Annotated in this window: 13 protein-coding genes; 11 read left to right on the plus strand and 2 right to left on the minus strand. The window is 38.0% G+C overall.

Annotated features, from left to right (window positions below):
* The first annotated feature begins 38 nt into the window (after nucleotides 1-38).
* The 3 genes from OLW01_RS05370 to csrA all read left to right on the plus strand — a co-directional run bounded on the left by OLW01_RS05370 (nucleotide 39) and on the right by csrA (nucleotide 3,611).
* Nucleotides 39-497, plus strand: a complete 459-nt coding sequence (locus tag OLW01_RS05370; protein ID WP_268075707.1) for a regulatory protein RecX — start codon at nucleotides 39-41, stop codon at nucleotides 495-497.
* Nucleotides 498-640: 143 nt separating this feature from the next.
* Nucleotides 641-3,265, plus strand: a complete 2,625-nt coding sequence (gene alaS, locus OLW01_RS05375; protein WP_268075708.1) for an alanine--tRNA ligase — start codon at nucleotides 641-643, stop codon at nucleotides 3,263-3,265.
* 151 nt (nucleotides 3,266-3,416) lie between these two features.
* Entirely contained in the window at nucleotides 3,417-3,611 is a 195-nt protein-coding gene (csrA, locus tag OLW01_RS05380) for a carbon storage regulator CsrA (RefSeq protein ID WP_268075709.1), read from the plus strand.
* Nucleotides 3,612-3,708: 97 nt separating this feature from the next.
* Here the strand turns inward: csrA and OLW01_RS05385 are convergent, their stop codons facing one another.
* Nucleotides 3,709-4,980, minus strand: a complete 1,272-nt coding sequence (locus tag OLW01_RS05385; protein WP_268075710.1) for an HlyC/CorC family transporter — start codon at nucleotides 4,978-4,980, stop codon at nucleotides 3,709-3,711.
* A 93-nt stretch (nucleotides 4,981-5,073) separates the two neighbouring features.
* A complete protein-coding gene (locus OLW01_RS05390; protein WP_268075711.1) occupies nucleotides 5,074-5,862 on the minus strand; it encodes a cytochrome C assembly family protein in 789 nt (262 codons plus the stop codon).
* 253 nt (nucleotides 5,863-6,115) lie between these two features.
* Here OLW01_RS05390 and ffh point away from each other — a divergent pair, with 253 nt between their 5' ends.
* The 8 genes from ffh to OLW01_RS05430 all read left to right on the plus strand — a co-directional run bounded on the left by ffh (nucleotide 6,116) and on the right by OLW01_RS05430 (nucleotide 12,926).
* The gene (gene ffh / locus OLW01_RS05395) at nucleotides 6,116-7,498 is read left to right on the plus strand and encodes a signal recognition particle protein (protein ID WP_268075712.1); all 1,383 of its coding nucleotides are present in this window, start codon (nucleotides 6,116-6,118) and stop codon (nucleotides 7,496-7,498) included.
* 246 nt (nucleotides 7,499-7,744) lie between these two features.
* Nucleotides 7,745-7,993 (plus strand): 30S ribosomal protein S16, encoded by a 249-nt coding sequence (rpsP, locus tag OLW01_RS05400; protein WP_268075713.1) that lies wholly within the window; start codon nucleotides 7,745-7,747, stop codon nucleotides 7,991-7,993.
* A gap of 20 nt (nucleotides 7,994-8,013) precedes the next feature.
* Complete coding sequence (gene rimM / locus OLW01_RS05405; protein ID WP_268075714.1) at nucleotides 8,014-8,544, plus strand: ribosome maturation factor RimM; 531 nt, start codon at nucleotides 8,014-8,016, stop codon at nucleotides 8,542-8,544.
* 3 nt (nucleotides 8,545-8,547) lie between these two features.
* Nucleotides 8,548-9,315: a tRNA (guanosine(37)-N1)-methyltransferase TrmD gene (gene trmD / locus OLW01_RS05410; RefSeq protein ID WP_268075715.1), complete on the plus strand. Its 768-nt coding sequence runs from the start codon at nucleotides 8,548-8,550 to the stop codon at nucleotides 9,313-9,315.
* 17 nt (nucleotides 9,316-9,332) lie between these two features.
* Entirely contained in the window at nucleotides 9,333-9,686 is a 354-nt protein-coding gene (gene rplS, locus OLW01_RS05415) for a 50S ribosomal protein L19 (RefSeq protein ID WP_268075716.1), read from the plus strand.
* 67 nt (nucleotides 9,687-9,753) lie between these two features.
* Nucleotides 9,754-10,404: a DNA-J related domain-containing protein gene (locus OLW01_RS05420; RefSeq protein ID WP_268075717.1), complete on the plus strand. Its 651-nt coding sequence runs from the start codon at nucleotides 9,754-9,756 to the stop codon at nucleotides 10,402-10,404.
* Between the two features lie 298 nt (nucleotides 10,405-10,702).
* Nucleotides 10,703-12,361 (plus strand): long-chain-fatty-acid--CoA ligase FadD, encoded by a 1,659-nt coding sequence (gene fadD / locus OLW01_RS05425; protein ID WP_268075718.1) that lies wholly within the window; start codon nucleotides 10,703-10,705, stop codon nucleotides 12,359-12,361.
* A gap of 112 nt (nucleotides 12,362-12,473) precedes the next feature.
* Nucleotides 12,474-12,926, plus strand: a complete 453-nt coding sequence (locus OLW01_RS05430) for an EVE domain-containing protein (RefSeq protein WP_268075719.1) — start codon at nucleotides 12,474-12,476, stop codon at nucleotides 12,924-12,926.

The following is a 12,926-nucleotide window of genomic DNA, read 5'->3' on the forward strand; positions in this document are numbered from 1 at the left end:
AATAGCTAAAGTTAGGTCATTTAGGTTAAATCAGAGTCATGTATCAAAATAAAGTTATTCCGCCGTTAACTGAATACCAACCAGCAAAGCAATATTTATTTTATTTATTGTCCAGACGCGAGTATTCAAAAATTGAGCTTCAGAGAAAACTTGACCAGCGTAGTTGCCCAAGCTCGATTCAAGCTCAATTATTGGCTGAGCTAAGTGAAGATGGTTTACAAAGTGATCATCGCTTTGCGGTCAGCATAGTTAAATACAAAGCGGCTGCAGGTTATGGCCCCAATGTCATAAAGCAAATATTAAAGCAGCATCAAATTACAGTCGATTTAGATGATTTACAAGCCGAAACAGAAGTTGATTGGACTGAGGTTATTTTTTATTGCTATCAAAAAAAATTTGCAGATAAACCCATTAAAGATTACAAAGATAAGCAAAAACGTTATCGTTTCTTATATTCCAGAGGCTTTCCAAGTGATTTAATTCAACAGGTTTTTTAATACAAAGCTTTGCTTAAGTATTAACTAAATCGCTGGTTTGTGGTACATTTCGTTGCAAATTTTTCGGCCGGATGAGTTAATTTTAAGTTAGTTTCATCTATTCCCGCCCATTACTGTATTGATTGAATTGACAGGATAGACAAATGACAATGACAACTGCTGAGATCAGGCAGGCATTTTTAGATTTTTATGCAAGCAAACAACACCAAATTGTAGCAAGCAGTTCTTTGGTTCCGGCAGACGATCCAACGCTTTTGTTTACAAATGCGGGTATGAACCAATTTAAAGATTGCTTTTTAGGCCAAGATAAACGTAGTTATACCAGAGCGACCTCATCGCAGCGTTGTGTGCGTGCGGGTGGTAAACATAATGATTTAGAAAATGTAGGTTATACAGCACGTCACCATACTTTTTTTGAAATGTTAGGTAATTTTAGCTTTGGCGATTATTTTAAACGCGATGCTATTCATTTTGCATGGCAATTTTTGACTGAAACCGTCAAATTACCAAAAGAAAAACTGACAGTCACTGTTTATGAAACCGACGACGAAGCCTTTGCAATTTGGCAAAACGAAATTGGCGTACCAGCCGATCGCATTATTCGTATTGGTGATAAATCAGCAGATAAAAAATTCGATTCAGATAATTTTTGGTCAATGGGTGATACGGGCCCCTGTGGTCCTTGTACGGAAATTTTTTATGATCATGGTGAACATATTTGGGGTGGACCACCAGGATCAGCTGAAGAAGATGGCGATCGCTATATAGAAATTTGGAACCTAGTTTTCATGCAATTTAACCGTCATGCCGACGGCAAAATGGAACCTTTACCAAAGCCTTCGGTTGATACCGGCATGGGGCTTGAGCGCATAGCCGCCATTTTACAAGGCGTTCATAGCAACTACGAAATTGATATTTTTGCAAACTTAATTAAAGATATTGCTGCTTTGTTGTCAGTTGATGATTTAACTGAAAAATCACTTAGAGTAATTGCAGACCATATTCGCTCGTGTGGCTTTTTAATTGTTGATGGTGTGATGCCATCAAATGAAGGTCGTGGTTATGTATTAAGACGAATTATTCGTCGCGCAATTCGACATGGTAATCAACTGGGCGCAAATGAAGTTTTCTTTTGGCGAGTATATCAGTCATTAGTTAATCAAATGGGCGATGCGTACCCTGAACTCAAATCTCAGCAAGCCATTGTTGAAAAGATGTTGCGTCTAGAAGAAGAGCAATTTTTAAAAACACTAGATCGTGGTTTAGCTATTTTAAATGAAGCATTAGATAATTTAAAAGGCGACACTATTGCAGGCGAAACAGTGTTCAAACTTTATGATACTTATGGTTTTCCGGTTGATTTGACCAACGATGTAGCTCGTGAACGTAAAGTGAAAATTGATGAAGCAGGGTTTGAAAAGGCCATGGCTGAACAGCGTCAGCGAGCGCAACAAGCAAATCAATTTGGTAAAGATTATAATGATTCATTAAGCTCGACAAATGAATCTGCATTTACTGGTTATGAGTTAATCAAAGATTCAAGCCAAGTCGTTGAAATTTTTGTTGAAAATGAATCTGTCAATGCGATTGAAGCTGGCCAAAAAGGCTTAGTTGTATTAAACCAAACACCTTTTTATGCTGAATCTGGTGGTCAAATTGGTGATAGCGGTGCATTGTGGGTATCAGACAGCGAAGTATTTGAAGTACAAGATACCGTTAAATTAAACAAAGCATTTGCTCATAAAGGGGTATCTAAAGCCACTGTAAAAGTGGGGGATACTCTGGATGCAGTTATTGATAATGAACGTAGACAAAAAATTAAACTGAACCATTCAGCCACGCACTTGGTACATGAAGCACTTCGGCAAGTTTTAGGTGAACACGTATCGCAAAAAGGTTCATTAGTGATGGCGGATAAACTTCGTTTTGATTTTTCGCATTTTGAAGCCATGACTGCGGCTGAAATCAGCCAAGTAGAAGACATTGTGAATCAAGAGATTCGTCAAAATCACGTATTAAGCACTCAACTGATGGATTTAGACTCAGCTAAACAAGCAGGCGCTATGGCATTGTTTGGTGAAAAATATGATGATGAAGTTCGAGTGGTTAGCATGGGCTCATTTTCAACAGAGTTGTGTGGTGGTACACACGTAGAGCGAACCGGCGATATAGGTTTATTTAAAATTAGCTCAGAAGCGGGTATTGCTGCAGGCGTTCGTCGAATTGAAGCCGTTACAGGTGATGCTGCTTGTCATTTTGTTGCCCAAACACAGCAAACCATTGGAGACATTGCTAGTTTATTAAAATCAGACACGGGCAGTGTGGTTGATAAAGTTAAACAAACTCTAGATAAAAATAAACAGCTTGAAAAACAGCTTCAACAATTGCAAGATAAATTAGCTAGCCAAGCGGGTGCTGATTTACTCAATCAAGTTGTTGAAGTTAATGGGGTTAAATTGTTATCAGCGCAAGTTGAAGGCATTGATGCGAAAGCATTGCGTGGAACACTTGATCAGCTAAAACAAAAAATTGGCTCAGGTGTGATTGTTTTAGGTTTAAAAAACACCGGAAAAGTCAATTTAATTGCGGGTGTAACCGCCGATTTAACCAAAACTGTTAAGGCAGGCGAACTAATTGGTAATTTAGCGCAGCAGGTTGGTGGCAAGGGGGGAGGACGACCAGACATGGCACAAGCTGGTGGTAGTCAACCTGAAAATTTAGAAAAAGCGTTAGATAGTGTTAAATCATGGCTTGCAACAAAACTGTAAACCAGTAATATAGCCAACTTTGGTTGTACTTTATTTAGCTGAATGATTGATTTGTTTAAAAAAACACTGGTTTTTCAGGTAATTTGAGCTAACTTTAGCATAGAGTGCGACCGCTGTTGACGGTATAGGAATAGGAATAGGAGCTGCACATATGTTAATTTTAACCAGACGTGTTGGTGAAACACTGATGATTGGTGATGAAGTCACTGTAACGGTTTTGGGTGTAAAAGGTAATCAAGTTCGAATTGGGGTTAATGCACCTAAAGAGATCTCGGTTCACCGTGAAGAGATCTACATGAGAATTCAAGCTGAAAAGAATCAAGCCTCTGGCAATACAGATTATTGATCTAGGTTCTTTTGAGTATAAAAAAAACCGGCTAATGCCGGTTTTTTTATGTCTGATTTTTGCCATTTAAAGGCGTTACGTATGAGTTGATGTAGCTTTATATACGGCGCTTTTTATATAAATGTGGAAACACTTTAACTTGTTTAACCATATTGTCCTTTATTTCAAGAATTTCGACAGGGTAACCATGTAGGCGCAAACAAAGTGGATCAGTAGGAATGACTTCTAAATGTTCTAATATCAGGCCGTTAAGGGTTCTAGGTCCAGATTCGGGTAAGCGCCACTTAAACTGTTTATTTAAATCGCGAATATTACTACTACCTTCAATCAAATAGGTTCCATCAGTTTGTTTAACATTGTTTGACGTTGGCAGATCCATCGTAGTGGTAAAATCCCCCACAATTTCTTCTAGAATATCTTCTAGGGTAATTAATCCTTGTAAATCACCGTATTCATCTACCACTAAACCGATTCTAATTTTATTGCGCTGGAATTTTAATAATTGCACATTCAGTGGAGTCCCTTCAGGAACAAAATAAATTTCACGAACGGCTCTTAGTAGGGTTTCTTTAGAAAATTTGGTTTTAGATAATAATCTTAAAACATCACGAGAATGCACAAAACCAACCGCATCATCCAGCGTATCTCTGTATAATAAGATCCGGGTATGAGTACTGTGAGTTAGCTTTTTTACAATGTTTTTCCAGTCGTCGTTAATATCTATCCCGGCAATTTCATTTCTGGGAACCATAATATCTTCAACGGTGACGTTTTCTAAATCTAGCACACTCAATAGCATATCTCTGTGACGTCTTGGAATGAGCGCCCCAGATTCATTTACCACGCTTCTAAGCTCTTCATGGGTGAGTGCATCGGCTTGATCGTCAATGTTAATTCTGAACATTTTCAGCACACAATTCGTGATTTGATTCAAACCCCAAACAAAAGGATAAAATGGAATGAGTAAAGCTTGGAGTACATAAGAGGCAGGAAAGGCGATACGTTCAGGAAAATAAGCCGCTAAGGTTTTTGGGGTCACTTCAGCAAAAATCAATAACACTATAGTCAAACCAAACGTAGCAACAGCAACGCCATAATCACCATATAAACGAATTGCTAAGATAGTCGCAATAGATGAGGCTAAAATATTAACTAAGTTATTGCCAATTAAGATAAGTCCAATTAAACGGTCAGGGCGCTCAAGTAAAGTACTCACTCGTTTTGCGCTTTTATGGCCGTTTTGTACTAAATGACGTAAACGGTATTTGTTTAAAGACATCATGCCTGTTTCTGAACTAGAGAAAAAAGCAGAAATGAAAATTAGTACAGTTAAAATAATAAAAAGTGTACTCGTGGATATTTCGTCCAACAGTGTGTCCTATAATTTTTGCTTAACCAAAATAGAGGTTATTAAATAAATTTTGAATATATAAGTATGAACTATCAAGCTTAGAGTCAAGGTTTAACGCAAAATAAATTCTTTAATTAAACGAGAACCAAAGTAGCCTAGGGTCAATAATACACTGCCTAATGTGCTTAAAACTAAAATGCGCTTGCCTCGCCATCCAAGTTTTAAATGTCCCACTATAACAGTTACAAAGCAAATCCAAGCTAAAATAGATAAAATTGCTTTATGTGCCTGCCCCGAACCGAGCAAATTATCGATAAAGAAAAACCCAGTTACGATAGAAGCTGTTAATACTAGCACGCCCAATTTAAGCAAACCAAAAATTTGCTTCTCAATGGCATCTAACGGCGGCATGGGCAAAGATAATACAGATAAATCGTGATGTTTTAAACGACTGGCAATAAAACTATATTGCACGGCAAGTAAGGTGGCGATTAATAATATTGCAAAACTGACAACAGCTAAGCCGATATGCCATAGCGTTTCGAGTGACCAGGTAGCAAAACTGGTTTGCTCAATTGGAATAAACAAACTGGCTAGTAATACCAAAGCCGAAAACAGCAAGTTAACCGGCAAAGCAAAAAAATTACGTGAATAAATAGCAAACCCAGATGAGATCAACATCACAGTGGCAGACATTACATTGGTTGCCAATAATAATGAATAAGCATGTTCATCGTTAAACTGATAATGTTGGCCTATAAATAAAATATGCATTAGTAAGCCAACCATACCTATGGTTGTTAGGCTAATAAAATTAATGGTACGTTTATTTAAAAAAGCGAGTAACAGGCCAATTGCACTTAACAAATAACAGGTTATAGCCAAAGGCGCTAAAATCATTTTGATTCCTTGTTGTTTTTCTATCAATCAAATCATGAGATAAATTAAAATAATAAAGGGATTTTCTGTTAAATACAGATGAGGCTACTTTAACGAGTTTGCTTACATTTTTACAGTGCTAATTTCGGTCTTAAACTCGCATGTTAAAGTGCTTTAGGTATATAATGTCGGCAATTCTATGTTTTGTTAAGTAAAACACCCATAAATTGCCGCGCATGTCACACTGAACTGACATTTTAGGAAGTAAATTAATATGTTTGAAAATTTATCTGATCGCCTCAGCCAAACGCTAAAAAATATAACAGGCAAAGGACGTCTTACCGAAGATAATATTAAAGAAACGTTACGCGAAGTACGTATGGCTTTATTAGAAGCTGACGTTGCACTCCCTGTTATTAAACAATTTATTGATAACGTTAAAACCAAGTCATTAGGATTAGAAGTTAGCAAAAGCTTAAATCCAGGACAGGCATTTTTAAAAATTGTTAATGCTGAAATGGTTGCCGCTATGGGCGAAGCCAATGAAGCGCTTAATTTAGCCGCTCAAAAGCCAGCGGTTATTATGATGGCGGGTTTACAAGGGGCGGGTAAAACGACCTCTGTGGGTAAACTTTCTAAGTTTTTAAAAGAACGCGAAAAGAAAAAAGTATTAGTGGTGAGTGCTGATATTTATCGCCCAGCTGCGATAAAACAGCTTGAAACTTTAGCCGAAGATATTGGGGTAGAATTTTTCCCAAGCTCGGTTGAGCAAAAGCCGGTCGATATTGCTAACGCAGCCATTAAACATGCAAAGCTTCAATTTTTTGATGTTGTGATTGTCGATACTGCTGGTCGTTTACATGTTGATACAGACATGATGGACGAAATAAAAGCGCTAAACGCTGCGGTTAATCCGGTTGAAACGTTATTTGTTGTAGATGCAATGACAGGTCAAGATGCGGCCAATACAGCAAAAGCTTTCCACGAAGCCTTACCGTTAACTGGTGTAGTATTAACGAAAGCTGATGGTGATGCACGTGGTGGTGCAGCATTATCGATTCGTCATATTACCGGTAAACCGATTAAATTTATTGGTACTGGTGAAAAAACTGATGCTTTAGAACCTTTTCATCCAGATAGAATCGCATCTCGAATTTTAGGCATGGGTGATATGTTGTCACTGATTGAAGATGTTGAGCGATCAGTTGATAAAGATAAAGCCATGAAGTTGGCTAAAAAAGTTCAAAAAGGAAAAGGCTTTGATTTAGAAGACTTTAGAGATCAGCTTGCCCAAATGCGTGGTATGGGTGGGATGATGTCATTAATGGATAAGTTGCCTGGTATGAACCAATTACCGGATAATGTAAAAGATAAAGTAAACAACAAGCAATTTGTGCAAATGGAAGCCATTATTAATTCAATGACACCAAAAGAACGCTCGCATCCAGATCTAATTAAAGGTTCGCGTAAAAAACGAATCGCTGCAGGTTCAGGCACACAAATTCAAGATGTGAATCGTTTGCTTAAACAATTTACTCAAATGCAAAAAATGATGAAAAAAATGTCGGGTAAAGGCGGCATGACAAAAATGATGCGCGGCATGAAAGGTATGATGCCACCGGGTGGTGGAATGGGCGGCATGTTTGGCGGCCGTTAAATTTAAATCAGCTTAAAAGTAAAAAATGCAGCTTAACCGCTGCATTTTTACGTTATAACACACAATATTTTCAATTTTAGTTTTATCCAACTTAAAAGTCGTTCGTTTTTAGCAGTAAAGCTAATGATTATAGAGGCTTTCAGTTGCATTAAAATTGAATAAGTGTACAATTCACGAGCTTTTCAGCCTAGTGGCCGGAAAGCAGCCAATTATTTATTTTTTTAATCAATCAACTATGGGTACGATATGGTAACAATTCGTTTATCTCGTGGTGGTTCTAAAAAGCGTCCTTTCTACCAAGTGGTAGTAGCGGACAGCCGTAGCCCTCGCGATGGCCGATTCATTGAGCGCATTGGATTTTTTAACCCAATTGCTCGTGGTCAAGAAGAAACTTTACGTCTTGACTTGGATCGCGTAGATCACTGGATCTCGCAAGGTGCACAAACCACCGACCGTGTAAAAAGTTTAATTAAAGACGCGCGTAGCGCGGCTTAATATGGTGAATTGAGTAAGATATGGCCCAACCAGAAAATAACATTGTTGTAGGTCGTCTTGGTGCGGTTTATGGCATTAAAGGCTGGTTAAAAGTGTCATCTTTTACCGACGAGCCAGAAAGTATTTTTAGCTATAGTCCTTGGTCAGTTGGCCGAGATAAATTATGGCAAGAAGTAAACATTGTCGAGTGGCGTCGACATAACAAAGGACTCATCGTTAAATTAGAAAACGTTGATGTTCGAGAGAAAGCCCAATTGCTTACAGGTATGGATATTTGTGTATCGCCTGAGCAATTTCCAGATTTATCTGAAGATGAATATTACTGGCGTGATTTAGTGGGTTTATCAGTCGTTAACTTAAACGGCTACAATATGGGGGTTGTAAAATCTCTATTAGAAACTGGCTCAAATGACGTTTTAGTGGTTAAAGGTAATACGAATGACGCGTTTTCTATAAGTGAACGTTTAATTCCATTAATCGAAGACCAAGTGATTAAATCGATTGATACAGATACAAAGCTGATTACAGTTGACTGGGAAGCGGATTTTTAATTGATGCCAGCATTAAATTGGATAGGGGTGATAAGCCTTTTTCCGCAAATGTTTGACGCAATTACAGAATACGGTGTAACAGGTCGAGCTGTAAAAAAAGGGTTGTTTGAATTTCATCGTTGGAATCCTCGTGATTTTACCCACGATAAACATAGGACTGTTGATGACAGGCCTTATGGTGGTGGTCCTGGGATGTTAATGATGGTTCAACCTTTGCAAGATGCAATTCAAGCTGCTAAAGCTCAAGCGGGTGAAGGGGTAAAAACCATTTATCTTTCACCGCAAGGCAAAAAGCTTGATCAAAATGCAGTTGCAGAATTAGCAAAACAACCTAAATTGCTGTTAATTGCAGGCCGCTATGAAGGCATTGATGAAAGACTTATTGAGTCTGAAATCGACGAAGAATGGTCGGTAGGCGATTATGTATTAAGCGGTGGTGAACTCCCCGCAATGACATTAATTGATTCAGTGACTCGTTTAATACCGGGTGTGTTAGGACACAAGTTGTCAGCAGAACAAGATTCATTTCAAAATGGATTATTGGATTGCCCACACTATACACGTCCGGAAATATTAAACGATAAAGCAGTACCAGAGGTTCTGCTCAGTGGTAATCATAAACTGATAGAAAAATGGCGATTGCAACAAGCATTAGGCCGAACTTGGTTAAGACGCCCAGATTTAATTGAAACCCTAGCTCTGACTGCTGAGCAACTTGAGTTATTGGAAGCATTCCAAACTGAAGACGGCAAAAAGTGTGGTGAAATCTAGGTAAAGGTAGGTTTATTATGAGTAAAATCATTCAACAGCTCGAACAAGAGCAAATGACCAAGGAGCTTCCTGAGTTTGCTCCTGGTGATACAATTGTTGTACATGTTAAAGTAAAAGAAGGTAATCGCGAGCGTTTACAGGCCTATGAAGGTGTTGTGATTGCTAAAAGAAACCGCGGTTTAAACTCTGCATTTACGGTTCGTAAAATGTCAGGTGGCGAAGGTGTGGAACGTACATTCCAAACTTATAGCCCATTAGTTGCAAAAATTGACGTTAAGCGTCGTGGTGATGTTCGCCAAGCGAAACTTTACTATTTACGTGGCTTAACTGGTAAAGCAGCTCGTATTAAAGAGAAGCTTGCTAAGAAATAATTGGCACGAAAAGGCTCGCAATTGCGAGCCTTTTTAATATTTAGCGCCACTATTTTTATGTTGCTTTATGGACGATATTTTAAACCAAGCAAAAAACGTATCTAAACAACTTCAGTTAGCCTTAACTGAAATATTAGCGCTTAATGCGCAACCGATTAAAGTAGAGTCTGTTTATTTAGAATCAGATCTCATTAAACAATTACAGCAGTCACCTTATCAGTTATTACCCGAATACCAATTAGACGACAGTTTTGCTCTGTTTCAAATTCACTTTATTTTATATCACAGCCTCTATCAGCTTAAACTTAAGTGTTCGCAAAACCAAACTGCGTATTTAAAATTGGGACTAGCAAGTATAAGCGTTCAACCTTGGTTAAATAATCAGCAAAATTTAACGACTCAGATACTTGCCAACAAAGATAACCTGCAAGACTATTACCTAGATTTAAGCAATTTAATTGCGACTCAAGCGCAGGATGTTGAGTCTATGCTAGACAATTTTTGGCGACAAATTCAAAAGCCTTTAGCATCACAGGTAGAAATTGAACAAGCTCAAGCTTTATTAAATGTCTCTTCAAGTACTAGCATGTTAAATATTAAAGCGGCTTATAAAGCAAAATGTTTACAACATCACCCTGATCGCGGTGGCAGCAAAACCGATTTACAGCAAATAAACAAAGCCTACCAAGTTTTAAAAAACCAGCTTAACGAACATTAAAACTGACCAGTGTTGCTATTTATCAAGCAGCTTAAAAATGTTTTAAAACAAGTGTTTGATTATTTAAAAGCAAGCTGCAATACTTCATGTATTCCAGTAACAAAATTGTTACAGCGTATTGAACATCTAAAATAAACTGAACCACAATGGTAATGCTAATTTGTTGTGTTATGTATTAAGGTTTACTACTTTGTTTTAGGTACGCTCAATCTTATTCGTGCGGTTAAACTGCACAGTTTAAATCAGAAAATGTAGATAAACGATGGTTGAGCATTTTATTATTTAAGTGGAGTTATTAATGGATAAAATTTGGTTAGAACAATACCCAGAAGGGGTACCCGCTGAAATTAATCCTGATCAATATACCAATATCATTCATGTTATGGACGAAGCTTGCGAACGTTTTGCTGACAAAACTGCTTTTATTAATATGGGTAAATCCATTACGTATCGTGAGTTAGATCAAGAGTCGACTGCGTTTGCAGCTTATTTGCAAAATACACTCGGTTTAGCAAAAGGCGATGTGGTTGCCTTAATGATGCCAAATTTGTTGCAATACCCAATTGCGTTATTTGGGGTGTTAAAAGCAGGTTGTACCGTGGCAAATGTGAATCCTTTATATACGGCACGGGAGTTAAAACACCAATTAACCGATTCAGGGGCAACCAGCATTGTTATTGTCGAAAATTTTGCTAATACCTTAGAGAAAGTGCTGCCCGAAACACCAGTAAAAAATATTATTTTAACGCAGCTGGGTGATCAACTTGGTTGTGTTAAAGGTTTTATTGTCAATTCAGTGGTCAAACACATTAAAAAAATGGTGCCTAATTTTAATTTACCAGACACAGTATCATTTAATAAAGCACTTAAACAAGGACATCAAGCTCGTTTTAAACCCTTGGATATCAAAGCAGATGATATTGCATTTTTGCAATATACAGGCGGCACTACTGGGGTTGCTAAAGGTGCCATGTTAACCCATCGCAATATGTTGGCAAATTTATTACAGGCCGCAGCATGGCTTGATAGCACCTTAGAATACGGAAAAGAAACCGTTATAACGGCATTGCCGCTTTATCATATTTTTGCATTGCTGGCGAACTGTCTAAACTTTATGAAGTACGGTGCTACCAATGTACTTATTACCAACCCAAGAGATATGCCGGGTTTTGTGAAAGAGCTTAAAAAGCACAAATTTACGGCATTAACCGGGGTAAATACTTTGTTTAATGGGCTATTAAATGCAAAAGGATTTACTGATTTAGACTTTAGCCATTTTAAATTAGCGTTAGGTGGTGGTATGGCTGTGCAACGTTCAGTTGCTGAGCGCTGGCAAAAAATGACAGGCACACGATTATTAGAAGCTTACGGTTTAACTGAGTGTTCACCTGCGGTCACCATCAATCCGCTTAATATTGACGCTTATAATGGCACCATTGGCTTGCCGGTTCCATCCACTATTTGTCGGGTGGTAGATGAAGAGGGCAATGAACTAGGCGCAAACGAGCCAGGCGAATTGCAAGTATACGGCCCGCAAGTCATGAAAGGGTATTTTAATCGCCCAGAAGCGACAGCAGATGCACTTAAAGATGGCTGGTTTTGCACGGGCGATATTGCCCAATATGATGAAAAAGGTTTTTTCAAAATAGTAGACCGTAAAAAAGACATGATTTTGGTCTCCGGCTTTAATGTTTACCCAAATGAAATTGAAGAAGTAGTCGCCATGCACGATAAAGTGCTAGAAGTTGCGGCTGTAGGCCAAAAAGATGAAAAATGCGGCGAAGTCGTTAAAGTATTTGTCGTGAAAAAAGATCAAAGCTTAACCGAAGATGAAATTAAAGCGCATTGCAAAGACAATTTAACGGCCTATAAACGACCTAAATTAATTGAATTTATTGACGAATTGCCAAAAACAAATGTCGGTAAAATTTTACGTCGCGAATTACGGGAAGATTAAGCGTTAAAATTCGTCAATTATATTAAAGCTTGTTCAGTCGCTTAAAATGTCTGCTGAACAAGCTTTTTTTTTAGGGTAAAATCATCACAAATTGTAAATGATATAAATGCCCATGAGCTACTGGCTACTTAAAACCGAACCCGATGAATATTCAATTGATGATATCGCAAAACTCGATACATTTTGTTGGGATGAAATTAGAAACTATCAGGCGCGCAACTTTATTCGCGATCAAGTCTCGCAGGGCGATTTGGCTTTTATCTATCATAGTTCCTGTAAGCAAGTGGGTATTGCCGGTGTGGTTGAGATAATAACCAATGGTTGTATAGAGCAAGCACAGTTTAATCCACAACATGCCAAATTTGATCCCAAATCAAGCCAAGACAAACCCAAGTGGTATAGCTTTGATATTCGGTTCAAACAAAAATTCAATCAAGTTATTCCACTAAGCTGGATTAAACAACAACCCGAATTAAATGACATGGTATTAATAAAACAAGGCCGTTTATCGGTGCAGCCTGTCAGTGAGCAACAGTGGCAATTTATAACATCACGCGCTAAATAA

It is taken from the genome of Catenovulum adriaticum, assembly GCF_026725475.1.
Taxonomy (GTDB): domain Bacteria; phylum Pseudomonadota; class Gammaproteobacteria; order Enterobacterales; family Alteromonadaceae; genus Catenovulum; species Catenovulum adriaticum.

Coding starts and splice junctions, on each gene's coding strand:
- rpsP (WP_268075713.1), top strand. CDS start 7,745: ATGGTAACAATTCGTTTATCTCGTGGTGGTTCTAAAAAGCGTCCTTTC.
- rimM (WP_268075714.1), top strand. CDS start 8,014: ATGGCCCAACCAGAAAATAACATTGTTGTAGGTCGTCTTGGTGCGGTT.
- alaS (WP_268075708.1), top strand. CDS start 641: ATGACAATGACAACTGCTGAGATCAGGCAGGCATTTTTAGATTTTTAT.
- OLW01_RS05390 (WP_268075711.1), bottom strand. CDS start 5,862: ATGATTTTAGCGCCTTTGGCTATAACCTGTTATTTGTTAAGTGCAATT.
- rplS (WP_268075716.1), top strand. CDS start 9,333: ATGAGTAAAATCATTCAACAGCTCGAACAAGAGCAAATGACCAAGGAG.
- trmD (WP_268075715.1), top strand. CDS start 8,548: ATGCCAGCATTAAATTGGATAGGGGTGATAAGCCTTTTTCCGCAAATG.
- OLW01_RS05370 (WP_268075707.1), top strand. CDS start 39: ATGTATCAAAATAAAGTTATTCCGCCGTTAACTGAATACCAACCAGCA.
- ffh (WP_268075712.1), top strand. CDS start 6,116: ATGTTTGAAAATTTATCTGATCGCCTCAGCCAAACGCTAAAAAATATA.
- fadD (WP_268075718.1), top strand. CDS start 10,703: ATGGATAAAATTTGGTTAGAACAATACCCAGAAGGGGTACCCGCTGAA.
- OLW01_RS05430 (WP_268075719.1), top strand. CDS start 12,474: ATGAGCTACTGGCTACTTAAAACCGAACCCGATGAATATTCAATTGAT.
- OLW01_RS05420 (WP_268075717.1), top strand. CDS start 9,754: ATGGACGATATTTTAAACCAAGCAAAAAACGTATCTAAACAACTTCAG.
- csrA (WP_268075709.1), top strand. CDS start 3,417: ATGTTAATTTTAACCAGACGTGTTGGTGAAACACTGATGATTGGTGAT.